At 37.9% G+C, this 23,949-nt stretch carries 21 protein-coding genes and 1 tRNA gene; 2 read left to right on the forward strand and 20 right to left on the reverse strand.

Annotated features, from left to right (window positions below; all coding sequences use genetic code 11):
* Nucleotides 1-94: 94 nt before the first annotated feature.
* Nucleotides 95-664 carry a DNA-3-methyladenine glycosylase I gene (locus tag AC2JF9_RS02905; RefSeq protein WP_500725309.1) on the reverse strand — a complete coding sequence of 190 codons (570 nt, stop codon included), beginning with the start codon at nucleotides 662-664 and terminating at the stop codon, nucleotides 95-97.
* A 24-nt stretch (nucleotides 665-688) separates the two neighbouring features.
* Nucleotides 689-2,041 (reverse strand): 23S rRNA (uracil(1939)-C(5))-methyltransferase RlmD, encoded by a 1,353-nt coding sequence (gene rlmD, locus AC2JF9_RS02910; RefSeq protein ID WP_500725310.1) that lies wholly within the window; start codon nucleotides 2,039-2,041, stop codon nucleotides 689-691.
* 174 nt (nucleotides 2,042-2,215) lie between these two features.
* Here rlmD and AC2JF9_RS02915 point away from each other — a divergent pair, with 174 nt between their 5' ends.
* On the forward strand, nucleotides 2,216-2,920 hold the full coding sequence (locus AC2JF9_RS02915) for a Bax inhibitor-1/YccA family protein (RefSeq protein ID WP_500725312.1): 705 nt from the start codon (nucleotides 2,216-2,218) through the stop codon (nucleotides 2,918-2,920).
* A 289-nt stretch (nucleotides 2,921-3,209) separates the two neighbouring features.
* Entirely contained in the window at nucleotides 3,210-4,217 is a 1,008-nt protein-coding gene (locus tag AC2JF9_RS02920; RefSeq protein ID WP_500725314.1) for a choloylglycine hydrolase family protein, read from the forward strand.
* Nucleotides 4,218-4,369: 152 nt separating this feature from the next.
* On the opposite strand, the gene AC2JF9_RS02925 is transcribed toward AC2JF9_RS02920, so the two are convergent.
* From AC2JF9_RS02925 to AC2JF9_RS03010, 18 genes are all read right to left on the reverse strand, one after another.
* Nucleotides 4,370-4,735, reverse strand: a complete 366-nt coding sequence (locus AC2JF9_RS02925; RefSeq protein WP_500725315.1) for a TIGR02328 family protein — start codon at nucleotides 4,733-4,735, stop codon at nucleotides 4,370-4,372.
* Nucleotides 4,732-5,112: a YbgA family protein gene (locus tag AC2JF9_RS02930; RefSeq protein WP_500725316.1), complete on the reverse strand. Its 381-nt coding sequence runs from the start codon at nucleotides 5,110-5,112 to the stop codon at nucleotides 4,732-4,734. The genes AC2JF9_RS02925 and AC2JF9_RS02930 overlap by 4 nt, the downstream gene beginning before the upstream one ends.
* Before the next feature lie 323 nt (nucleotides 5,113-5,435).
* Nucleotides 5,436-6,356, reverse strand: a complete 921-nt coding sequence (locus tag AC2JF9_RS02935; protein WP_500725317.1) for a diacylglycerol kinase — start codon at nucleotides 6,354-6,356, stop codon at nucleotides 5,436-5,438.
* A gap of 30 nt (nucleotides 6,357-6,386) precedes the next feature.
* Nucleotides 6,387-7,817, reverse strand: a complete 1,431-nt coding sequence (gatB, locus tag AC2JF9_RS02940) for an Asp-tRNA(Asn)/Glu-tRNA(Gln) amidotransferase subunit GatB (RefSeq protein ID WP_500725318.1) — start codon at nucleotides 7,815-7,817, stop codon at nucleotides 6,387-6,389.
* Between the two features lie 3 nt (nucleotides 7,818-7,820).
* Nucleotides 7,821-9,260: an Asp-tRNA(Asn)/Glu-tRNA(Gln) amidotransferase subunit GatA gene (gene gatA / locus AC2JF9_RS02945; RefSeq protein WP_500725319.1), complete on the reverse strand. Its 1,440-nt coding sequence runs from the start codon at nucleotides 9,258-9,260 to the stop codon at nucleotides 7,821-7,823.
* Entirely contained in the window at nucleotides 9,260-9,562 is a 303-nt protein-coding gene (gatC, locus tag AC2JF9_RS02950; protein ID WP_500725320.1) for an Asp-tRNA(Asn)/Glu-tRNA(Gln) amidotransferase subunit GatC, read from the reverse strand. The genes gatA and gatC overlap by 1 nt, the downstream gene beginning before the upstream one ends.
* A gap of 12 nt (nucleotides 9,563-9,574) precedes the next feature.
* Complete coding sequence (locus AC2JF9_RS02955) at nucleotides 9,575-10,714, reverse strand: CamS family sex pheromone protein (RefSeq protein ID WP_500725393.1); 1,140 nt, start codon at nucleotides 10,712-10,714, stop codon at nucleotides 9,575-9,577.
* A 13-nt stretch (nucleotides 10,715-10,727) separates the two neighbouring features.
* Nucleotides 10,728-12,740: an NAD-dependent DNA ligase LigA gene (gene ligA / locus AC2JF9_RS02960; RefSeq protein WP_500725321.1), complete on the reverse strand. Its 2,013-nt coding sequence runs from the start codon at nucleotides 12,738-12,740 to the stop codon at nucleotides 10,728-10,730.
* Nucleotides 12,741-12,784: 44 nt separating this feature from the next.
* Nucleotides 12,785-15,028: a DNA helicase PcrA gene (gene pcrA, locus AC2JF9_RS02965; RefSeq protein ID WP_500725322.1), complete on the reverse strand. Its 2,244-nt coding sequence runs from the start codon at nucleotides 15,026-15,028 to the stop codon at nucleotides 12,785-12,787.
* A gap of 80 nt (nucleotides 15,029-15,108) precedes the next feature.
* A complete protein-coding gene (locus AC2JF9_RS02970) occupies nucleotides 15,109-15,756 on the reverse strand; it encodes a glycoside hydrolase family 73 protein (protein WP_500725323.1) in 648 nt (215 codons plus the stop codon).
* A 160-nt stretch (nucleotides 15,757-15,916) separates the two neighbouring features.
* Nucleotides 15,917-16,003 (reverse strand) — tRNA-Leu (locus tag AC2JF9_RS02975).
* A 554-nt stretch (nucleotides 16,004-16,557) separates the two neighbouring features.
* Nucleotides 16,558-18,309 carry an ABC transporter ATP-binding protein gene (locus AC2JF9_RS02980; protein WP_500725324.1) on the reverse strand — a complete coding sequence of 584 codons (1,752 nt, stop codon included), beginning with the start codon at nucleotides 18,307-18,309 and terminating at the stop codon, nucleotides 16,558-16,560.
* 75 nt (nucleotides 18,310-18,384) lie between these two features.
* A complete protein-coding gene (locus AC2JF9_RS02985; protein ID WP_500725325.1) occupies nucleotides 18,385-19,074 on the reverse strand; it encodes a MarR family winged helix-turn-helix transcriptional regulator in 690 nt (229 codons plus the stop codon).
* 96 nt (nucleotides 19,075-19,170) lie between these two features.
* Complete coding sequence (locus tag AC2JF9_RS02990) at nucleotides 19,171-19,632, reverse strand: SprT family protein (RefSeq protein ID WP_500725326.1); 462 nt, start codon at nucleotides 19,630-19,632, stop codon at nucleotides 19,171-19,173.
* A gap of 1 nt (nucleotide 19,633) precedes the next feature.
* Nucleotides 19,634-20,332, reverse strand: coding sequence for a glycosyltransferase family 32 protein (locus AC2JF9_RS02995; RefSeq protein ID WP_500725327.1), 699 nt, complete (start codon nucleotides 20,330-20,332; stop codon nucleotides 19,634-19,636).
* Between the two features lie 2 nt (nucleotides 20,333-20,334).
* Nucleotides 20,335-21,765, reverse strand: coding sequence for an oligosaccharide flippase family protein (locus tag AC2JF9_RS03000; RefSeq protein WP_500725328.1), 1,431 nt, complete (start codon nucleotides 21,763-21,765; stop codon nucleotides 20,335-20,337).
* Between the two features lie 10 nt (nucleotides 21,766-21,775).
* A complete protein-coding gene (locus AC2JF9_RS03005; protein ID WP_500725329.1) occupies nucleotides 21,776-22,918 on the reverse strand; it encodes a CDP-glycerol glycerophosphotransferase family protein in 1,143 nt (380 codons plus the stop codon).
* Nucleotides 22,919-23,034: 116 nt separating this feature from the next.
* Nucleotides 23,035-23,883, reverse strand: a complete 849-nt coding sequence (locus AC2JF9_RS03010) for an aldo/keto reductase (protein WP_500725330.1) — start codon at nucleotides 23,881-23,883, stop codon at nucleotides 23,035-23,037.
* Nucleotides 23,884-23,949: the final 66 nt, after the last annotated feature.

Raw genomic sequence — 23,949 nt, forward strand, 5'->3', positions numbered from 1 at the left:
TTATTGCTGGTAAACACTAGCAATTACTTGTCGCAAAAGCGCAAACGTACTTAAATTAATGGCTTTTACACTATCTCATAAAAAAGTTTCATATCTAATCCGCATTCCTAAAAGCACATGAAACTAAATGATCATTGACCATCCCAACCGATTGCATGAAGGCATAAACCGTGGTAGAGCCAACAAATTTAAAACCATGTTTCTTTAAGTCTTTACTTATTTTATCAGATAATTCTGTACTTGCTGGTACCTGTTCCGTACTTGTCCATGAATTAATAATTGGCTTTTGGTTTACAAATGACCAAAGATAGTTATCAAGGGAGTTAGATTCTTCACATATTTTAAAATATGCTTGTGCATTACTAATAGCAGCCTTGATTTTCAACTTGTTTTTAATTACGCCATTGTTTTGTAACAATTCAGCGACTTTATTATCATCGTAAGTAACCATAATTTCTGGATTAAAATCATCAAAAGCTTCACAAAGTGTATCTCTTTTAGCTAAAATTGTTGACCAGCTAAGACCGGCTTGTTTACCTTCTAATACTAACATTTTAAACAACTGGTGATCGTCATGTACGGGAATGCCCCATTCCCTGTCATGATAGTCTTGTTCGATTTGGCTTTTGGTTGCCCAATCGCAACGCTTAATTTCATTTGTCATCTATAACGCTCTCTTTAAATAGTACTATGAGTCAGATCTTTCCAGCACCGTCACCGCTTCTACATGAGGCGTTTGCGGGAACATATCAACAGGATCAATATGGTTGAAGCTATAACCATGTTTTTGAAATTCTTGTAAGTCGCGCACCATGGTGGCAGGATTGCAGGAAATATAAACAATCTTCTTGGGACCAGTTTCAACCGCTGCCTTAATAAATTCCGGCGTCAGTCCTTTTCTTGGTGGATCGACAAAAATGACGTCGGTCTTCATCCCTTTGGCTGCCCACTTGGGCATCACTTCTTCGGCCTTACCAGTCACATATTTGGTATTATGAATATCGTTTATTTCGGCATTATTGTTGGCGTCTTTCACGGCGTCACGCACACTTTCGATTCCGCGAACCGATTTGACATGTTTGGCAACGGTCAAACCAATCGTGCCAATGCCGGAATAGGCATCGACGACAACATCATCACTCTTAAGATCAGCTTTTTCAATAGCTAAATCATACAAACGCGGTGTTTGCAGGGAATTGATTTGGAAAAAACTTTCTGGTGAAATTCTAAATTTAACGTCACCAATTTGATCAGTAATCTGCGGCTTACCAAAAATCAGGTAGTCAACTTTACCTAAAATGACATTAGTTTTCTTGGAATTGTAGTTTAGAATCAGGCTAGTCACGCCTTTGATTGCTTTAATCGCTTCCGCAACTTTTGGCAATTGCGGAAAGTCTTTATGCAGACAAACCAAAATTACCATAATTTCACCGGTAGCTTTGCTGCGACGCACATCTAAATACCTAACTTCACCTTGATTATGAATTTCATCATAAGCTGGAACACGATTTTGACGCAAAACATCACGCACAGCTACTAAAACCCGATCAATTTCGGGATCAGTCGTAAAGAAATTAGTTAACGGCACAAGGTCATGTGAATGGCGTCTGAAAAAGCCGATTTCAAGTTCACCATTTACTTCGCGCACTGGAACTTGTGCTTTATTACGGTAGCCGGTTTCTTCCGGACTTGGCAGCGTTTGACCAACTTCTATGTCGTCTAAGTGCGCTTTGTTCAATAGGTTAACTACTTGGTCACGCTTAAATTCTAGTTGTTTATCATATTTAATATGCGCAAGCGATGCCAGACCAGTTTGCACCCACTGATTAAGTTCAATATTCACCCTATCTGGGCTTACTTTGATAATCTGTTCAATTTTAGCAAAAGCAAAATTCTTTTTGACCTTTAAGACTTTAGCGCTGACCGTTTCATCTGGCAAAGCATTGGTGACAAAAACGGTCATCCCTTCGTAGTGAGCCACACCCATGGCCTCGTATGATAAGTCAGTAATTTCTAATTCAATAATTTGGTTTTTTTCCATCTTTTGTCCTTTTTTACAAACAATTAGTTAACATATCTATTTTACTAAAAACAACGGTAAAAGTAACTGTGCAAACTATTCTTAACTTTGATTTAATTTCACGTATTATTCTTCACACTTGGCTTTAGATGTGTTAGTTTTATTACTAATCATATCAACAGAAAGGACGTTTTTATGAATAATTTTGATTCAGATAGACGACAAATCCACACCATTTCGGAGACGAACAGTTTTTTAACAAAAATGTACGCTTTAATGGGTGGAGCTGTGCTTGTCTCAGCTTTGATGGCCTATTTAACCATGACTGTTTTTAGGTCAGCAGTTATGAATATGCCAGTTAGCATTATGTGGCTCATTTTGTTAGTTCCGTTTGGACTATCAATGGGTATTAGTTTCCGAGCTGACAGAAGTCCAGTAGCTAGTTTAGTCATGCTTGGCATCTTAGCAGCGATTTATGGTTTTGAATTTGCTCTGATTGCTGGTTTTTACACTGGCACACAAATTACGACCGCTTTTATTTCCTCAGCCGCTGTTTTCATTGCGATGGCCTTGTTTGGAACCTTTACTAAGAGAGACTTGTCTAATTGGAATTCATATTTAAGTGCAGCACTACTGGGCTTTTTAGTTGCCTGGATTGTCAACATGTTTATGAATAACCCAACTATAACCTATGTCTTTTCATTTATTGGTGTAATCATCTTTACTGGTCTAGTTGCCAGCGATGCCAACAAAATGAAAGTTATTTACAATAACTATGGTGATCAAGTATCAACTAACGGTTTGGCCGTTTTAGGCGCTTTACAGCTCTACCTTGATTTTGTGAACATTTTTATGTTTTTACTGGAAATTTTCGGTGGTACAGGTAGCAATAATAATTAAAACCAGATAGTTAAGCGAAATTCCCCTGCTTTTGATTAGCAACGTCTAATCCAAAAGCGGGGTTTTTCTTGCAATAAAATTATAAATTTATTTAATTTTTGCTTTTTAGTCATAGCTTATTTATTCACTTAATTGCTAAATGTTTTATTTTTATTAGTTAAATGCTCTTTAAATTAATACTCATCATTTAATATTTTTATCAAAAATAGCTTGAAATATGCTACAAACCCACTTATACTTTTTATCATATATATAAACATTTTTTACTCAAGCGAGTGGAGGTACTAACATGATTGGTTGTAGCAGTTTTACAATGGAAACTAAAGATAAAAAACACTTTTTATCACGAACGATGGATTTCATGATTGAAATGGCAGAACAAGTTGTTTTTGTTCCTAAAAACAAGGCTTTTTCTATTTCTTACAATGTTAAACAAGAATTTACGAGTAAACACTCTTTTATTGGTATGGGTAGTATTCAAGAACTCGATGATGCTCCAATTACCTGTGACGGCGTCAACGATGCGGGTGTAACGGGGGCAGTTTTGTATTTCCCTGGTTATGCAAGCTACGAAGAAAAGCCAGCAGGAGATACTTTTGCTGTTTCTCCTGATAAGGTTATTTCGGCTGTGTTAGCTCAAGCTGCAAACCTTGAAGAAGTTAAAGAATTGTTTGCTAAAAAACTGACCATTGTTAGCGAAGGTAACCCAACTTTGAAAGTTATTCCGCCATTACACTTTATTTTTTCCGATACAACTGGCGACAGCTTGATTGTTGAGCCTCAAACAGATGGTGTACACGTGATTGAAGACTCAATCGGTGTAATGACTAACAGTCCAGATTACCACTGGCATGAAACGAACTTGCGCAACTATCTTGTAGTATCTCCTAATCAACATGAAAACGTTGAATTTATCAATAAAACCTTGATGCCATTTAGTCAAGGTTCTGGAACCTTTGGCTTGCCAGGTGACTATACTCCAACTTCACGTTTTGTTCGGACTGCCTTTATGAAAAACAATGCTGAACAGCCAAAAGACGAGTTGTCTGCGGTTAGTTTAGCTCACCATATCTTGGAATCAGTCAGCATTCCGCGTGGCATCGTTGTGACACCGGATAAGACCCTTGATTTCACTTGTTATGGTGCTTATATTTGTGCTGAATCAAAGACTTATTATTACTCAACTTATGGTAATCAGCGCATCCGATGTGTTCAACTAACCCCAGAGCTTGAAGCCGAAACTGATTACCGGGAATTTAAAGTAAATCCTAAAGAAGACATTGAACGACTAAATTGACACTTAACCCAAAAAAGCATTGACATTGCCAAATTTAGCTAAAAAGATGAACAAGAATGTTCATCTTTTTTTATTATTTCGCGTATGACTTAAGTAGTTATCTTTGTAAAAACGCACACGCTAGTAAATTTACCTTTTTTATAAATCCTAGCCTACTTTAAAATAATTCCTTTTTGGGACAAATTATCCAAGCAACTTTGTAAATAAGTAGCGTCATGTTCGGGATAAATGGGATTAGCCCAAGGGATAGCTGCTAAATTTTCATACTTAGGACAATATTGTCCGCGATAGTATGGATCAAACCAATTAACATTCGGGTGATAATGGCGTCGTTCCATTTCCGCTAATACCAGCAAATGATATTGATACAATTTATAAGCCGAATATTGGAAAACATAATTAACGGTGGCATGAGGCTTGCCCCAACCACGTCCACGTAAAGCGGTAATTTCACGATGCTGTCCTAATAATTGTTGGCGTGGCAATTGCCAAATTAAATCTTGATGCCATAATCTCATGGTTTTTCATTACACTCCTGAAGTAAACGTGAGTTTAATAAATAAGTAACTTGATACTTTTCAGTTAAATGGCTTAAAAACGGCCCTAATTTATCAGTTTGCGGTGATAATTCTTGCAACAAACGTAAATAAGTTTGTTTTCCTTCAGTCGTTGCAATTTTCTTAAAATAACCCCAGACATGCTGGTAAGCATTAGTTAGCGTTTTAACTGTTGGCGGCTCATTGGCAGCTTTTGCCAATAATTTCTCAAATTCAGCATTTTTTGCGGTTGACCATTCGTTGTCTTTGGCTAGCAGTCTGATCTGCTCGTAATACTGTTGGGAACGAGCCATCACCCAATATTTGTTATAAGCCCACTCTTCTTGCCATTTATCCATTTTTCTTGCCTCGGCTTTTTATATGATTTTAGTAATAAACTAACTTTAATTGCATTTTATTACTAAGTACCATCTTCAAACAAATAATTTACCCTTACCTAGCAAATTTTAGTTCGGAAAAACGTTCAAGGATTTGAGTTGGTTCTTGCAAAGATTTTTACCTTTTTGAGTAAATCATAATTAAAAATGACATAAAGTTGAAATTGAATACCAATATTATTGGTTTTATATGGAAGTAACCGGTCAGAAAAATTAACTGTAATAGCGACAAACAAAAAGGAGTAATTACTCGTAGAAGTAATTGCTCCTTTTTTTGATTTTAATTATTCACCAACAAAAAATTCAATGCGTTGTTGTAAATTATTAATAGTAACTGGACAATAATCGCCAATTTCACCGTCCAAATTGACTGGTAATTTTGTACCAGCACTCTTACCAACTAAATCAATCTTCAAACTACTAGTTTTGGTATAGATAATATCTGGGTCATCAACATGTTTACCATTCAATGCTAATGCCAAGAGCTTCAACAATTTAACTGGATCAGCTGGTTTTACAACGATTAACTGGAACAAGCCATCACTAAGTTCAGCATCAGGCATAATTTGCTCAAAGCCACCAATTGAATTAGTCATTCCCAACAGCAGCATTGACAGTTTACCTTCATAAACACCTGAATCATAAGTTAGGCGCATTTCATTTTCAGTCAAATGTGGCAGCATTTCTGCTCCTTTAATTAGATAAGCCGTATAGCCTAGTGCCGATTTAACTTCAGAAGGAACTCCATAAGTTAATTCTGTCAAAGAACCACAAGCTGCAATATTAACAAAATATTGCTTTTTGTTAGCAAAAATCGCCTCACCGATATCCATTTTGCGCGTTTTATTATTAAGAACAACTTTAATTGCGTCCTCAATATCATCACGTGGAATATGCAGTGCCCGAGCATAGTCATTAGTTGTGCCGGCTGGAATAATTGCCATTTTGGGTCTTTCATCCAAAAAAGCAATACCGTTAACCACTTCATTGATTGTGCCATCACCACCAGCGGCAACAATCAGATCAAAACCCTCTTTAGCAGCCCGAGTAGCTTCTTTTTGCGCGCTCTGTTCATCCGGTGTTGTCTTAAAAGCACTAGCCTCATAACCAGCTTGTTCCAAAATGTCTAAAATACCAGCGACATTTTTAGGCATCTGTTCGTGACCAGATACAGGATTATAAATCAATCTTGCTTTGTTAGTCATAGTTACTACCTTATTATATTTAAATTTACTTTAACGGTTTTGTAATTCTTGGTTTAAAAGTTGGTTAATCACCTTTGGGTTGGCCTTACCACGAGTTTGTTTCATAATCTGACCAACAAGATAACCAATTGCTCGGTCTTTTCCATTCTTAAAGTCTTCAACGGATTGCGGGTTGTTGTCAACAACTTCTTTAACCATTGGTGCCAATACGCTGGTATCAGATAATTGAACCATGCCCTTATCCTCAACATATTTTTGAGGATCAGTGCCATTAGCAATTGTTTCAGAAAAAACCTTCTTGGCAATCTTAGATGAAATTGTCCCGTCTTTAATCAGTTTAATCATTGCAGCTAAGTTCTCTGGCGTTAGCTTAATGTCAGCCAGTTCAACACGATTATCATTTAAATAACCGTTAACTTGCGTGTTCATCCAGTTAGCTGCAAGTTGAGGATCTGCACCGGCAGCGACTGTTTTATCAAAGAAGTCAGAACTTTCCTTAGTTTGCAAAAGGACATTAGCATCGTATTCTTTTAACCCAAACTCGTTAACATATTGATCATAACGTTCTTCAGCCGAACGTGGCAAAGATGACTCAATCTCGTCAATCCATTCTTGACTAATATGATCAGGTGCAATATCAGGTTCAGGGAAGTAACGATAATCAGCGTCGCCTTCCTTGACCCGTTCTAAAACAGTTTTACCGGTTGCTTCGTCAAAACGACGAGTCGAGATTTGAACTCGACCACCCGAAAGCAGTACTTGAGCCTGCCGTTTTTCCTCATAAGCAAGTGACTTACGGACATGCTCAAATGAGTTTAAGTTCTTCATTTCAACTTTAGTACCAAGTTCTTTTTGTCCAGCGGGACGAATAGAGATGTTGGTGTCAACACGCATTGAACCCTCTTCCATCTTGACGTCAGAAGCTCCGGTAAATTGCACAATCTTACGCAGTTTTTCAAGGTAAGCATAGCCTTCATCTGGATCTTCAATTTCAGGTTCCGAAACAACTTCAAGTAGCGGAACTCCCTGACGGTTTAAGTCAACATAGGAAAAGCCGTTGGTTCCGTGGGTATTTTTGCCGGCATCCTCTTCGATGTGCATTTCGTGAATGCCAATACGCTTCTTTTTACCATGAGATTCTATTTCGACATAACCATCGCGAGCAAGTGGTTGGAAGAACTGTGTAATCTGATAAGCTTTGGGACTATCAGGATAGTAATAGTTCTTTCGATCAAAATGAGTGGTTGGTAAAATATGGGAGTGTGTTGCCAAAGCGACCATAATACCTAAGCGGTAAACATCCTTGTTTACATAAGGCAAAACTCCTGGCATACCCCAGTCAATAACATTTGTTTCTGTGTTGGGCTTAGCACCATAACTTACTGGTGAAGGAGAAAAAATCTTACTCTTTGTTTTTAGCTCGAAGTGAACCTCGAACCCAATCGTTGATTTAAAATTCATCAATTAATCCTCCATTCCAGCTGGTGTTTTTTCATAAAACCGGTTGCTGCGCTCGATAAAGTCAGCCACTTGGAAAATACTGCTTTCGTCGAAACGCTTAGCCATGATTTGCAAGCCGACTGGCATACCGTCAACTAGACCAGCTGGTACACTCGCTGATGGAACGCCAGCTAAGTTGGCAGAAATCGTTAAAATATCATTGTTGTACATTTTAATAGGATCAGATATTTCACTACCGATGTCAAACGCCGGCGTAGTAGTTGTTGGCCCAACAATAACATCATTTTCTACAAAAATCCGATCAAAATCTTGGCAAATTAAAGTTCTAACCTTAGAAGCCTGTCTGAAGAAACGATCGTAAGATCCAGCTGACAAAGCAAATGAGCCAAGCAAAATCCGGCGCTGAACTTCTTCACCAAAGCCCTCAGAACGAGACTTAACGTAAACATCAAGCAAGTTTTTAGCATCTTCAGAACGATAACCGTAGCGAATTCCATCAAACCTTTGCAAGTTAGATGATGCCTCACTGGAAGCAATGATGTAATAATCTGGAACAACATATTTAGTCAGTGGCAGTGAGACTTCATTAATAATTGCACCAGCATCTTTTAAAGTATCAATCTGTTTTTGGATTGTTTCACGCATTTCGCCGTCTACGGCAGCCATATATTCCTTTACAACCGCAACACGCATTCCTTTAATGTCTTTACCAATTGATTCAGTAAAGTCAGGAACAGCTCTAGTCGATAAAGTGGAGTCATGATCATCCGCTCCAGCAATTGCATTTAATACTTGAGCAGAAGTTTTAGCACGTTTGCTCATCACACCGATTTCATCAAGAGACGATGCAAATGCAATTAGACCCCAACGAGATACACGCCCATAAGTTGGTTTAATACCAAAAATCCCGTTAAAGGCAGATGGCTGACGAATCGAGCCACCAGTATCAGAACCTAGTGCGGCAACAACTTGTCCAGCAGCAACTGCTGCTGCAGAACCACCAGATGACCCACCTGGTACCTTGTCTAAGTTCCATGGGTTGTGAGTTGCGCCAAAGTATGAGTGCTCAGTTGATGAACCCATTGCAAATTCATCCATGTTAGTTTTACCAACAAAAGTGGCTTGCGCTTTCTTTAAGCGTTCAATAACTGTTGCATCATAAACTGGAATATAGTTATCCAAAATATGACTAGCTGCAGTTGTTTTAACATCTTTAGTGATGATATTATCTTTGATAGCAATGGGAATACCGGCCAGTTTATTGTTCGCAAAATCCAGATTCTGATCAGGCTTGGCATCTTCTTGAACCGTAATCCAAGCATTCAGCTTACCATCAGTTTTCTTAATATTAGCAACAGTATCTTGCGCCAATTTGTCAGCTGACAAAGTTCCTTGGGCAAGCTTTTCATTTAATGAGTCAATGTCTTCATTTAAATAGTTCATTACTCGTCCTCATCCTTATTAATAATCACAGGAACCTTGATAAAACCGTTAGCTTGTTCAGGAACATTTTTCATTAATTCAGTCCGATCTTGCCAGTGTTCAGGTTTATCCTCTCTAAAAACTGTGTCGCGATCTACAACTTGAACAGTTTCCTCAACGCCCTCAGTATCTACTTGTGATAGCTGATCAGCCATGTTGATAATTGAACTCATTTGCTCAGTAACCTTACTGATATCTTTTTCATTAATTTCAAGCCGTGACAAAGCTGCAACGTGCTTAATTGTTTCTTCCGTAATTTCCACTCATATACCTCCTTATTCACCGCCATAAATATGGACTTGATAACTACTGTCTTTTGTTTCTTTGGCAACCAGCGCCTGAATGTCGTTTACTGAACCAATTTTAATTTCAATTGGAACATCATTAGCTAAATACTTCTTCGCTGTTGCTAACACTAATCGCGTAAAACTTTGAATTTGTTCATACCCATAAAATTGGGTAGTGATTGAAATATTCTCTTGCACTAATTTACCATTTTCATAGCGCAAAGTTGCCGTAACACCACTAATATTAGGGAAGTAGTTTTGAATTGATTCTTTAAAACTGTTAAAACTCGACGCATTGCTACTATTGATTGCCTTTTTATTATTAATGGTCGGCAACACTTCGGTCTGTGTATTAATAGTTTTCCATTTAGATATTCTACTACTATTAGCATTCGCTGTCCCGCTCAAAAAGTAAGTTCCGGAAACAAGGGAGTCTTTACTTTCTTTAGAAAAAAGACCGATTGTAATTGGTACATTTTTGAGTGCCTTTTTTTTACGCAAACGGGCTACAACTTCTTGGGCAATTTTTTGCCCATATTGCTTTTGTTTTGACCGCGAGATAGCCATTTGGTATTCCGGACCGTCTTTTTTCTTTTGATAATAATCAATCGAGTTTAATGCTAAACCAATACTTATTCCACCGATACGATAGTTTGATCCTGACCCTGTTAAAAAGTCTTGTTCAAGAATTTCCTCTAAATAGTATGGTTGATATTTTTCCTTAGTACCTAGTACTGGATTTAAACCAAGCGGATTAGACTTTGACTTTCTTTTCAACCAGTCGTTAGCAACTGTCGAATTGATATATTGACCTTCTTGAAAAACATAAGAATTAGGTGAATAAACACCTTTAGAGATTTGGACTAGTCCACGTTCAAGTTCTCTGGTATCAACCGAATTATCATTGCCTGTTGCGGTTAAACCAGTAATTTGACTAGTAACATAATGACCATTTTTTAATAAAACGGTGTAACCATTATTGCCAGTTTCGGCAGTTTGAAAAGTTTTAGTGTTGTTATTAGATGATGTTTTAGCATTATTGGCCAAGTTAGAGTTTTTTAGGTTTCCACAAGCTGTTAGACATAATGAAGCTCCTAAAACCGCCATAATCTGCAAGTATTTCTTCAATTTAATTGTTCCTTTATTTAACTTGAGCAACTGCTTCTTCCTCAGTTAATAACGGTACGCCCAGTTTTTGCGCTTTAGTGTATTTTGAACCAGCATCTTTGCCATAGATAACATAGTCAGTTTTACTAGAAACTGAACTAGTTACTTTCGCACCCAGAGATTGAAGCCGTTTGGTAAAATCGCTACGCGTAAAATGAGATAGTGTTCCCGTCAAAACAACAGTTTTATTCTTGAAGTAATTATCAGGAATTTCCGCAACTTGCTCCGCAGTTTCACCAAGATAATCCATGTTTACGCCACTTGTTCGCAACTGATCGACTAATTCAACTACTTCGTCTTGAGCAAAATAAGTTGTTAACGATTCGGCAATTGTCATTCCTATTGTATCGATTGCAGCGACTTCTTGCACGTCCGCTTGCATAATCTTTGTCATATTTTTAAACTTTTGCGCAATTAGACGAGCTGCTTTCGCACCAACATGATCGATTCCAAGCCCCGTTAACAACAATTCAACGGAATTTCTTTTTGAATTATTAATTGCTGTCAGCAAATTGTTAATTGACCTGTCTTTAAAATGATCAAGCTGAGCTAAGTCGTCATACTGCAACTGATATAAGTCAGCAATATTATGTACTAATTTGTTAGTAATCAACTGCCGCACAATTTTAGGACCAAGTCCGTCAATGTTCATTGCTGGTCGTGAAGCAAAATGTGTAATACCTTCTTCAATTTGAGCTGGACAAGATGGGTTAACACAGCGCAATGCAACTTCTTCTTGCAAGTGGATCAGCTTTTCGCCACATGAAGGACACTTAGTTGGAATTGGATATGGCTTGGCGTCTTTTGGACGTTTGGACATAACTACTTCAGATATTTCTGGAATAATATCGCCTGCTTTGTGCAGCATAACGGTGTCGCCGATCCGGACATCTTTTTGTTTTAACAAATCGGCGTTATGCAGAACAGCATGGGAGACGGTTGTTCCCGCAAGTTGAACCGGATCCATGATTGCGGTTGGCGTTACAACGCCAGTACGACCAACAGTCCACTTGATTTCATGTACGACTGTTGCTTGCTCTTCCGGTGGGAATTTATACGCAATTTCCCAGCGTGGTATTTTGACGGTATTTCCCAGTTCACTTTGCAAACTTAGTTCATCTACTTTAAGCACAATCCCATCAATACCGTATGAAAGTGAGTCACGCTTAGCAGTGTACTCATCAATGAAGGCAAAAATATCATCCATACTAGACAGTTTTTTCCCAGTTTCATTAGTGTGAAAACCTAAATCGGCCATCTTTTCAACTGCTTGATGCTGACTGGTAATTTCCTCGGGTGGGTTGACCCATGTATAAATAAAAGTACTTAAGTTACGATGCTTGGTAATACTTGCGTCTAGTTGGCGCAAAGAACCAGCCGCTGCGTTGCGGGGATTAGCAAAAACTGCCTCACCTTTTTCATCTCGCTCGCTATTTAACTTGGCAAAAGCCGCTTTTCCCATATAACATTCACCACGAACTTCTGTTGTCAGCCTTTCAGGCAAAGTTTGCGGAATATCTGCGATGAAGCGTGCATTCGGCGTTACGTCCTCACCAACTTGACCATTGCCGCGAGTAGAAGCCCGCGTTAATTTTCCATCGGTGTATTCAAGATTTATTGACAAACCGTCAATTTTCAGCTCAACATTATAGTCTACCGGATGACCAACTTGCTTTTGAACACGGTCATCAAACTCACGTAATTCTTGCTTAGAAAAAACATCGCCCATCGACAGCATCGGTACTTTATGAGTAACTTTTGCAAACTCACTATCGATTTTCCCACCTACTCGCTGTGTAATTGAATCCTGCGTTACTAACTGCGGAAATTTCTGTTCGAGTTCGACTAAGCGACTATAGTTTCGATCATAAACATTATCTTCAACTTCTGGGGCATCATTGGAATAATACGCATTGGCCCATTCGTCAAGCTTATCTCTAAGCGAAGCAACTTCTTTTCTGGCTTCATCAAGAGTTATTTCTGCCATTTCGTTCCTCCTGATTAAAAATCACTTTATGGTTATCAATTTCATTATACCTTTTTAATTGGAGCAAAGGCTGCCAGAAGTCGTTTGATTCCTTTATTTGGAAAGGCAATATCAAGCTCCATGTCTTCGCCTTTACCGCTGACCTTAGCTACAACGCCGCGTCCCCACGCTTTATGCTCAACTTGATCGCCAACGTTCCAGCCTTTCTTTTCAGCACCAACGGCACCAGCAGGTTTAACTTTCGGCGTATAAACTTGGGCCCGAGCACGTTCATCAGCGTTAGCAAACGGCGCAGTTTGTACTTGAAAATTGCCATTTGCAACATTTTCGGGAACTGAATTTTCAGTATCAAGGTCAGTCAGTTCAATTTCTTCCAAAAATCTTGACGGAGGATTGTTTTGCATTCGGCCATACATCATTCGGGAGTATGCATTAGTCAAAAATAGTTTCTGCTTAGCACGCGTAATGCCCACGTATGCTAACCGGCGTTCTTCTTCCAACTGGTCATCTTCTAAAAGTGCACGTGATAAAGGAAATAGTCCATCTTCCATACCCACCAAAAAGACTACTGGAAATTCAAGACCTTTTGCCGCATGTAGCGTCATTAAAGCAACCTGATCATCATTATTAGCCAAGTCATCTTGATCGCTTAATAAAGAAACTTCCGCTAAAAAGTCGCTCAACGCATCTGAATCATCGTCTTCGGGTTCATATTGATCATCAAAACGCTTTGTGACAGATAAAAATTCGTCTAAGTTTTCGAGACGAGTTTCAGCCTCAATTGTTTTTTCAGCTTTAAGTGCATCAATATAACCAAAATCTTGCAGTAACTTTTCAGTTAAACCTGTCACACTATGATCCTTGGCGTAAGCAATAGCATCAGTTAATTTTGCACCAAAATCAGTTAATTTTGTCGCTGCTCGAGAAGCAATTCCCGACATATTAATGTGATTAAACGCTTCAAGCAATGATAGCTCATTTCCTTGAGCAAAATCGGTGAATTTTGTCACACTAACTCCACCTAAACCTCTTTTAGGCGTATTAATAATGCGGGTAAAACTCATTGAGTCATTGGGATTAGCAACTAATTTAAGATAGGCCATAATATCCATGATTTCTTTACGATCATAGAACTTGTGTCCACCAACAATTTGATAAGGAATGTTTGATTTTACGAAAGCTTCTTCGACTGTTCTTGACTGCGCATTTGTACGATATAAAACGGCAAAATCATGATAAGAACGCTTATTATCAGCAACTTCTTCTTGAATCTTTGAAATAATAAAATGCGCTTCGTCATCCCCGCTCTGAGCTCGGTAGTAAGTTACTTTCTCACCTTCGCCCTGATCGGTCCAAAGTCTTTTTGCTTTTCGATTACGATTATTTTTAATTACCGCATTTGCAGTGGCTAAAATATGACCAGTTGAACGGTAATTTTGTTCCAACTTAACAGTTTGAACACCATCCTTCTTGTAGTCATTTTCAAAGTTCATGATATTTTCCATGTTAGCACCGCGCCAACCATAGATTGATTGATCGGCATCCCCAACTACACAGATATTTTTATATTGGGCAGCTAATGCATGACAAAGCTCATATTGAGCTTGATTTGTGTCTTGATATTCATCAACCAGTAGATAGCGAAACTTATTTTGATAATAGTGTAAAACTTCTGAATTTTGTTTGAATAAAACCAAGGTTTGCATAATCAAATCATCAAAGTCCATGATTTGATCATGTTTTAAGCGCTTCTGGTATTCTTGATAAACACTTGCCGCCATCTTTTCAAATGGTGATGCAGCACTAGCCTCAAATGCAGTGGGCGTTAACAGATCATTTTTAGCATTTGAAATAGCTGACAAAATCCCACGCGGATCATACATTTTAGGATTAATGTTCAACTCTTTTTCAATATGTTTAACAAGGGTTAATTGCTCGGCAGAATCAGCAATTGAAAAATTACGTCCGTAACCAATTTGCTCGGAATCACGGCGTAATATTCGCACACAAAGGGCATGAAATGTCGACATCCAAATATCATTGGCTTTAGGTCCAAGCAGTTTCTGCTCCCGATCACGCATTTCGCTAGCAGCTTTATTAGTAAACGTGATGGCTAGTATATTCCAGGGCAAAACACCTTTTTCTTCAACTAAGTACGCAATGCGCCTGGTTAAAACCGAAGTTTTTCCTGAGCCAGCACCGGCAACAACCAAAAGTGGACCTTCAGTTGTCTTGACGGCCTGTGCTTGCTGTGAATTTAATCCAGCTAATATTGATTCTTCGCTCATTCTATTTCCCTTCACAAATTTAATTTTGTAACTACATTATTGTACCAAAAATGAGGGCAACATTCTGAGTGACTTGCCTTTTATTTATCAAACCGATCTAAGTCGTACTGTTCAATTAACTTAATTAACTTATCGGCATAGTTAGGATCAGTTGCGTAACCATCTTGAACCAGTGCGCGTGCTTGTTTTTTATAATTTTTGGCTGCTTTAACGTGCTCGTATTGCTCTGAATTCCAGGTGGTACCTTTTTGAAAAAGCCGAGCGTGAGCACGAATTGATGCCTCATATGAATCGTAAATTTGGAAACGGGCTTTGACAACAACCCATTTTCCCTTTTCATATTCCTTTGTCGTTAAAATGGCTGAAGTATTTGGATTATTACCCTTAACCCCAAATAAATTGTTGTATTTTTGAGAAAGGCTACTTTTTCCATAGTCACTTTCTAAACAAGCTTGGGCAATTGTAATGCTTGGCAAGAGATCAAATTCCTTGTCAACTTCTTGGGCAATTGGTCCAATTTCTTTAATAAATGCCTTGTGCTGTCTAATAATTTTTTGTCGAGCCTCTTCACGTGCAATCTGCTCTTGTCTGGTTTGCTCAGACAAAATTGCCTGACGCCGATAATATCTAAACGCTGCAAACGCGATAATTAACAAAAATAAAATGATAAATGTACGCAGTATAATAACAAAATTAGATTGTTTTTTGCCCCTACGTCTTTTTGCCATAAAAATATTCCTTACTCTTTAGATTACTATCTTTAAGTATAAACTCTTCCGAGCTGAATTTATGTAATGTAATTAATTTTTAAAATAAAAAAGACACTCTTCAAACGCGGAATGTCTTTTTAATCAATTAAAAAATGGAGCCGAAGCTCCATTGAATAAGTGCGGGCAAGAAGACTCGAACTTCCACGATCTAAAAGCGATCACAAGATCCTTAGTCTTGCGCGTCTGCCAATTCCGCCATGCCCGCAGCACATTCAATACTATAACCCAAAATTGGTTCTAGCACAAGACTTTTTCTAAAACAATTAGTTGAGAATTAAAGCCAAGTCACTACAAAAAGTTGCTAATTTAAAACAAAAAAGTATTGGATTAAATAAGTCACTATCTTATTATTTTATTTATATACGGACAAATTCAATAAAGTCATACTCAACTTAGCTTGCTTGCCTCCTAAAACTGCAAAGAACTGTTGATCAAGTGTTCAGCAAGGGTTGCGTAATTAACTTTCTCTAGACTCTAAATAGTTAATTCAGTTGTCTTAGTACGGTTTTTTCAAATGAAACTTGTTGCTTAATTATATTTTGCTTTTCCAGATTTTTTAAAATTGTGGAAACGATCATTACATTGCTTTTTGATTGCCTTGATATGTCAACTTGGCTAATTTCGGTACCATTTTGGTAAAGGTAGGCAAGCGGTGCAAGCTCAATAAACTGTGAATGCGTATCTTGAAGAGCATCTTTAATTGCTTATAGCGATGCTAAAGTTCATTATCGATGAAATACCAAAATAATTATTACTAGCTTAGTCGACCATTTGTTCATTGACATAACGGGCATATAACGGATGAGTTTTCATAAGTTCATGGTGCGTGCCATGCCCCGTCACTTTGCCGTGATCAATAAAGTAAATTTGATCAGCATTGACAATAGTTGCTAGCCGATGTGCAATCACTAATGTTGTACGGTTAACCATTAGCTTATCTAGTGCTTGTTGCACTTTACTTTCGGACTCAGAATCTAAGCTAGCAGTTGCTTCATCAAGCATCAGTATCTTGGGATTACGTAAAAAAGCCCGAGCAATAGCAAGGCGTTGCTTTTGACCACCGGATAACTTGATACCGCGCTCGCCAATTTCCGTCTCCATCTGATTAGGGAACTCACGGACAAATTTGTCAGCATAAGCCAGCGATAATCCGTGCCAAAGTTCCTCATCTGTCAGACTTTGCGGCAGACCATACGTTAAATTATCTCGAATAGTACCGGAAAAAATGGCACTGTTTTGCGAAACATAACCAATTTGCGAGCGCCAATTTTCTAAATCAATATCATTAATGTTTTGATCACCAACCATGATTTTCCCATTATCAGGTTGGTAAAATCGTTCAACTAAGGCAAAAATTGTTGACTTACCACCGCCACTAGGGCCAGCAAAAGCTATCACCGAGTTAGGTTTTGAAACGAACGAAACCGACTGCAAAACTGGTTCTTTTGGCTCGTAACTAAAACTCAAATTTTCAGCAGTTAGAGTTTTATTAGTCAAGTCCGTTTTCTGGTTGGTCAAACCCTTTTCCGGCTTAATTTGCAAAATTTCCTGAATTCGTTCAGTGGATCCCAAAGCTTTTTGAATTTGAGAGAAAAAGGTCGCAAAATTAGCAACTGGTGTGATAACGTTGAATAAATATAAGAGAAAAGCAACTAGTGATCCACTGGTCAAACTCCCTTTACCAACACGAATAAGGCCAAAAGCTAAAATTCCCGCAAAGGCTGCCATCATTAAGGTGGTCATAATTGGTTGCAGGATCGCTTCCACGCGAGCATCAATTACCCCAATATCAAAGATTTTTTGAATCATACTTTGACCGCGTTTACGTTCAAACTTCTCGCCATTGCTTGCTTTAATGAGGCGAACTTCTGAGAGTTTTTCACTAACATCACCATTAAATTCAGCGGTAGCTCCCTGTAGTCTACGTCCAAGTCGAGCCATGATTCTTCCAACTGGTAATAAAATTAAGACTACAAATGGCACAATAGTAAACATTAATAAAGCCATTTGCCAGTCCATTACAAAGAGGATAATCAATGAAAAGAATAACTGAATAGCTCCAGTAATAAAATTAGGAAATTGTGAAGCAATTAAGTCCTTGATTACACCCGTATCATTGACTAACCGTGAACTAGTTTCGCCAGCTTTTTTCTCATCAAAATAGGAAATCGGCAGGGTTAGCAAGTGATTCCACAGTTTTTCACGCAAACTTTTCACTACATTTTCGCCAAAATAACGTAAAACATAACCGCCCAGCGTACCTAAAACAAGTTGGACAATAAAAATCACAATGATAATAACCATAGTAGAATAATTAAACTTGTCCCAGCGACTGGTGTCTACCAAATCTCTTGTTAAAAGTGGTAAAGCTAAATTAGTCACACTAGTAATTAAGCTAAAAGCTATTCCTAACACGAATAACGATTTTTTTAAGTTTAATTCTTTTAGTAGATGAAAAAAGTCACTTAGCTTGACTGGTTTAGTCTCATCTTTTCGAGACTTGAATGCCATAATAATACCGGCTTTCCCTCTTAGTCTAAATAAAAAAGTTTTTCAATTAATGAAAAACTCTTTATCATATTCTAATTACATTTCTTCATCTTTATTATGCCAAAATTTGCGCCAAAAGTCGCTCTCATCTTCACTATTCTTATCAAATTCACAATAATCTTTATTAAAGTACTCATGATGGTGATCAGACCAGTACCTAGGATGATGGTGCTGTCGATGCATTTTGTGACACATTTCCTTAATCTCTTCTTCAGAGTAATCATGCGCTTGAGCGTATTTACGCCACTTAGAATAAACTTTCATTCTGAAAGCAGGATCAACGAATTTTTGTGCTTCTTGCTTAAAGTCGTCGCTCCAACCATTTGCGATTTTTTCAAGATACTTGCTTAATTGTGCTTGCTCTTTGGTATCAAGACCAGCAAAAAAGGCTGAAGTGTCATGCTTTTTCTGTAGTTCATCCAACTGAGCAGCTGCTTTTTTCCCATCTTCAGTCAAATAAACGCGTTTTACGCGTTTGTCCTGCTCATCAGTCTGACGGTTAATTTCGCCCTTGATTTCCATCTTTTTCAATAATTCGGCCAGTGAACCTGGCTTAAGCGCTAAGATTTCCGCTAAGTAATTTTGGGTTAACCCATCCTCAAGCTTGAGAACCGCTAACACACGCTTTTGCCCAGAAACAGGCTGTTTATTTTCAAACATAAAGTAGCGACTAGCTCGCATGATGAAATGAAGCTGATCCATTAAATTGTCACTTGCTTGACTCATGATAAAGACTCCTTCCCTTCATATATTTGTTAGGTACCTAATATTTATATCAAAATTATAGTTTGGTACCTAATAACTTGTCAAACAGTTTTTATTTTATTTCTGACTCATTGAAACCAGCTTTAACCTGCCACCACAATTTCCACAAACATATTGTTGCAAGTTAAGGCGACGAACGCGATAAAAGGTACGATCGCATTTCTGACACGAATAAACATAGTTAGGAGTCTTTTTACGCTGCAATCCAATGTCTGGAGCATAACGGCTACCGCCTACTCTTGCTAGCAAAACCTTAAAATCAGAATCGCGATGCCGGTATCCACGCATAGTAAGATGTAAATGGTAGTGCGTTAATTCATGCTTGATAACACCAATTAGCTCTTTACGATACTGCGGTGCTAAAAAATGAGCATTAATTTCAAGATGATGATCACTTAAGTGATAACGACCACCTGTTGTTCGCATTCTGCGGTTTATCTTTACCTGATGTAAAAAGGTTTTTTTAAAATACTCAAGAGAGATTGCTTCCACCAATTTTTGTAGTTCTTGCTCGGTCATTTTACCTAATTAACTTAGCATATAACGCTGCTTCTTTGGGTGTTTTAATTCTAACTTTAAGTGCGGTTACAACTTTACGTTTAAGTGGTTTTTCCCCTTCCATCCATGTTCCGGTAAAAACGTGAATTGTTTTTGAATTAGCTGACGGATTACACAAAACGCCGTCCGGATACACATGAATATCTTCTTTAAGCACTTGTTCTTGATTGTTAGGCCTAGCACCATACTTATTTTTTAAAATATCGGAAACCGAAACCGTATTGACACCTGCCAGTTGATCTTTTTGATCAAAAGTAAAGTTTCGGTCATCGTAATATGCCAGCATATCTTTTAATAATGGATGTCCTTTTTCCGCACCAAAGGTGGCCGTAAACGGATTTTCTTTATTTTCAAAGCCAACAAAAGCACGGTTTTCAAGGAGACTACTTAAGTTATCAAGAACCAAGACATCGGTATCCAAATAGATACCGCCCATCTCGTAAACAGCTTTAGCACGAATGTAGTCTGAAACAAATGCCCACTTTTTCGCCTGATAAGCTTGTTCGACATACTTATTTTCATGAATATCAAAATTACTTTCATTCCATTCAATAATTTGATAGTCCTGCAAGTGCTTATCCCAAGTCTTCATACAGCGCTGAATATTATTGGGTTTCGGATTGCCACCAACCCACACATAATGAACAATTTTTGGAATCATATTTAACCTCGTGTAAAAAACTTTTTTAGCAGCATAATTATATCTTGGTTAAAGTCGAGTTTCATTAAAAACATCAGTGCCACATATAATACAAACATGATAGCTGACTTTAGTACCATATTGAAAAAGGCAGACGAGACGATTTGCGGAATAAATAACCCAGCCGCAAGAACAATCGCAGAAATTACTAAGTACTTGGGAATTTCTTTAAATGAATACTTAAAATCATAGCCATCACGAACAATCCACAGACGTAATAACAATACAATGAACTCAGTTACTAAAATTGCTATCATCGCGCCAGTTGCACCGTACCAGCGATCCAAAAAATAGCTCAAAATCACTTCTAAAAATGCACCAATAATTACTGGTATTGCGTAATCACGGTCGCGGTGGTTAGCAAGTGCAAACTGATTGGCAAAAACGCCCCCAGTTGGAATCATTACAATAGTCAAAGCAAAAAAGAACATTAGCGGAGTCATGGGAATAAACTTGCTGCCGAAAAAGAATGGCACAAATTCTTTGGTGTTAGCCATAATAATTACTGCAAACATGGTCCCCAGCATTACAGTTGCTTCAAGCGACTTTTTCAAAATCACGCGTTGTTCTCTTTTACCTTCACCAGCCATTTTAGGCATAATTACTAAGGAAATACTAGTTACAATACCCAAAACCATATTAGAAATTCTTTGCGAATTGTCATAATATGCCACTTGAGTTGAATTTTGAAAAAGACCCAGAATTGGCTTATCTAAAGAGGTATAAATTTGAGTTGCAATTTGCGGAATAAGCAAAGTAATAATCGCATTGACAGTTGTCTTATATTGGTAAAAGTGTCTTACTGGTCGACCAACATAGCGACGAATATCTAACCAAAATACAAATGAGCCTAGCATTGTAGAAACTGACATAATGAGCATATATTTCCACAGGTCACTAGGTTGTTTTACCCAAAGTAAAATCAGGACAACTGATACCAATTTCACCGCAGTATTTTTAAGTACTACCCTACCAAAATCAGCAAGTCCTTGAAAAAACCAAGAGATATCAACCTGAGCTGAAATAAGGTATGGTACCATCAAAAGAAGATAGTTCCAATATTTAATGTGAAAAAAGCTCGTTAAGCAAACTACGATTACAATCGTTACAAAACCTGCTAAAGCTTGGAAATACCATAAGCCCCAAAAGGCTTCTGTTAAATCTGCTTGGCTGCCAAATGCACGCGTTTGCGAGATTGTTCTCATGCCAATGTACGAAACAGATAGGGTACAAAAAATCATTAAAAATTGGACAATGTTATTAACGTTACTATAAATACCATATGTTTTCGGTCCCAAAATTCTCGATAAGTAGGGGACCGTGATTAGCGGTACCAAAACAAGGAAAATTTGGTAGACCGCATTGTATAAAATATTTAGAAATGTTTTCTTCACAATTTTCCCTCTAATACTTCGTTGTCATTAAGGTAAAAACATCATCGCAATAAGAATGTCCTTGAATTTGGTTAGTTAAATCAAGCCAGTACTTTCTTTGGGAATGATAATTATCTGGACCGCCTAAAGCTGTCTGTAGCTCTTCTTGGTTTTTCACACAAATACCGGGTACAACTTGCTCATACGGACCAATAAGCAGACCACGAGCTTTCTCGTATTGTTTTAAATAGTTAGTGATAAAAATGATTGGTTTATTTAAGCTTAAATAGTCAAAGTAAACTGATGAAAAGTCAGTAATCAGAAAGTCTGTATCTCCTAACAGTTCATATAAATCATAGTCATGTTCTAATAAATAATCATTATTGAGAAAAGCAATATTGGAAAACTGACTGGATAAGTGGTTAAAAAGACGCGTTTCATATGGATGCAGCTTAACTAGCAGATATTGATGTCGCTGTTTTAAGTCACTATTTAACTTCTCGGCATCAAAATCTGGCACCGTTAAAAAATTGCCGTTTTTTAGCTGGATCATAGCTTGATTATCTTCTATTTCATAGCGAAATGTTGGTAAATATATCCCTACTTGAGCTTGTTCGTCAGCAGTTTTAAAAAAGTCTTGCATAAGTTGCTCTTTAGAAATTACCGGATGCTGCAAACTGTCAAGTCGCGGGAAACCAACCTTTTGATACTTATTTGTTTCAATTGCACAGCAAGAACTCATAAGAGTCTCGTAGAGATCAGAAGTCGAAGTTACAACGTCGGTGTTGTTTTGCCATAAATTCTCATTACGAAGATCAGTTTTGCGGTTCGTATTTTTAGCCATGATGCCCATACGCTTAAGGGGAATCCCATGCCAAAATTGTATATTGACTTGCTTTTTACGAATTTTAAACGGTTGGTGCGTAGTTAAAACAAACTTAGCTCGACCAATCTCACGCCAAGTAGCAAATGACAAGTGCGAAGACGGCCACGGTTCAATCACGCTTACTTCATATTCTGGGTGCTCAGTTTTAAGATACTTTGCAAATAAATATCCATTAGAGCCGGAGCGCCCAGCTCCATTTAAAACTACAACTTTATTATTTTGCATTTTTGTAAAATGGGCACCAAATTTCATGAGGTCCATATATAATCGAAATAAAAAATTTTTCATTATTTAACTTCCCAAATTCTTACTAAGTATAAGAGTACAGAAAAAGCCTGAGATAACTCAAGCTTTTTTCCCTGATTTTTCTATTTTTTAACTATTAGCTAGCAAACGCATTTTCATTAATATATAGCTAAAGGTTCTTTTTTAGTTGGTTTGGGATAAGCTTTTTCCAATATCTGTAGATCATTAGGTGTTAATTCAAGGTCTAGCGCCTTGATGTTTGACAAAACATGCGCTGCACTACTACTTTTTGGAATTGCTAACACATCAGACTGCTGCATCACCCACGCTAGTAAAACTTGATAAGCGGTTGCGGCATGATTTTCAGCCACCTGTAAAACAGCCGGATTGTCCATCATCGCAGTACCCATTTTAGGCCCACGACCAAGGAGACTATAAGCAATTAACGGAATGAAGTGTTTTCTTTGCCAGGGTAATAAACTGTACTCGATTCCTCTTGTTTCAAGATTATATAAGTCCTCATTAACTGCAACATTGCGACCTGCCGGTACCTGCCAAAGCTCCTCCATATCGTCAAGGTCAAAGTTTGAAACACCCCAAGCGCGAAAATATCCTTCTTCTTGCAATTGCTGAAGTATACTGATTGTTTCGGTTAAAGGAACAGTTCCACGCCAGTGATAAAGATATAAGTCTAAATAGTCAGTTTGTAAACGTTCAAGACTTGCTTCTACGCTTTGACGCATTCGCTTGACAGAAGCATTTTGCGGTAAAACTTTTGAAATTAAAAACAAGTCATCTCGTTTAAAGGGTTTGATTGCTTCGCCTACCAAGTTTTCTGAGCGACCGTTGCCATACATTTCTGCAGTGTCAATCACCCTAAGGCCAGCATTCAACCCCGCTTGAATAGCCTCGATTTCTTCATTTAGGGCTTTAGGATTATCACCCATTTCCCAAGTGCCAATTCCTAAAGATGGCAGTTCATGATGGTTAATAGTTACTGTTTTCATCGGATTTTTCCTTTCTGTAAACTAAATGTGACTATCAGCCCAGATTTGCGATATCACAGCATCATT

This window comes from Lactobacillus sp. C449L (assembly GCF_059900815.1).

Coding starts and splice junctions, on each gene's coding strand:
- AC2JF9_RS02970 (WP_500725323.1), bottom strand. CDS start 15,756: ATGGCAAAAAGACGTAGGGGCAAAAAACAATCTAATTTTGTTATTATA.
- pcrA (WP_500725322.1), bottom strand. CDS start 15,028: ATGAGCGAAGAATCAATATTAGCTGGATTAAATTCACAGCAAGCACAG.
- rlmD (WP_500725310.1), bottom strand. CDS start 2,041: ATGGAAAAAAACCAAATTATTGAATTAGAAATTACTGACTTATCATAC.
- AC2JF9_RS02915 (WP_500725312.1), top strand. CDS start 2,216: ATGAATAATTTTGATTCAGATAGACGACAAATCCACACCATTTCGGAG.
- AC2JF9_RS03005 (WP_500725329.1), bottom strand. CDS start 22,918: ATGAAAAATTTTTTATTTCGATTATATATGGACCTCATGAAATTTGGT.
- ligA (WP_500725321.1), bottom strand. CDS start 12,740: ATGGCAGAAATAACTCTTGATGAAGCCAGAAAAGAAGTTGCTTCGCTT.
- AC2JF9_RS02905 (WP_500725309.1), bottom strand. CDS start 664: ATGACAAATGAAATTAAGCGTTGCGATTGGGCAACCAAAAGCCAAATC.
- AC2JF9_RS02995 (WP_500725327.1), bottom strand. CDS start 20,332: ATGATTCCAAAAATTGTTCATTATGTGTGGGTTGGTGGCAATCCGAAA.
- AC2JF9_RS02990 (WP_500725326.1), bottom strand. CDS start 19,632: ATGACCGAGCAAGAACTACAAAAATTGGTGGAAGCAATCTCTCTTGAG.
- AC2JF9_RS02935 (WP_500725317.1), bottom strand. CDS start 6,356: ATGACTAACAAAGCAAGATTGATTTATAATCCTGTATCTGGTCACGAA.
- AC2JF9_RS02925 (WP_500725315.1), bottom strand. CDS start 4,735: ATGAGATTATGGCATCAAGATTTAATTTGGCAATTGCCACGCCAACAA.
- AC2JF9_RS03010 (WP_500725330.1), bottom strand. CDS start 23,883: ATGAAAACAGTAACTATTAACCATCATGAACTGCCATCTTTAGGAATT.
- AC2JF9_RS02980 (WP_500725324.1), bottom strand. CDS start 18,309: ATGGCATTCAAGTCTCGAAAAGATGAGACTAAACCAGTCAAGCTAAGT.
- AC2JF9_RS02930 (WP_500725316.1), bottom strand. CDS start 5,112: ATGGATAAATGGCAAGAAGAGTGGGCTTATAACAAATATTGGGTGATG.
- AC2JF9_RS02920 (WP_500725314.1), top strand. CDS start 3,210: ATGATTGGTTGTAGCAGTTTTACAATGGAAACTAAAGATAAAAAACAC.
- AC2JF9_RS02985 (WP_500725325.1), bottom strand. CDS start 19,074: ATGAGTCAAGCAAGTGACAATTTAATGGATCAGCTTCATTTCATCATG.
- gatB (WP_500725318.1), bottom strand. CDS start 7,817: ATGAATTTTAAATCAACGATTGGGTTCGAGGTTCACTTCGAGCTAAAA.
- gatA (WP_500725319.1), bottom strand. CDS start 9,260: ATGAACTATTTAAATGAAGACATTGACTCATTAAATGAAAAGCTTGCC.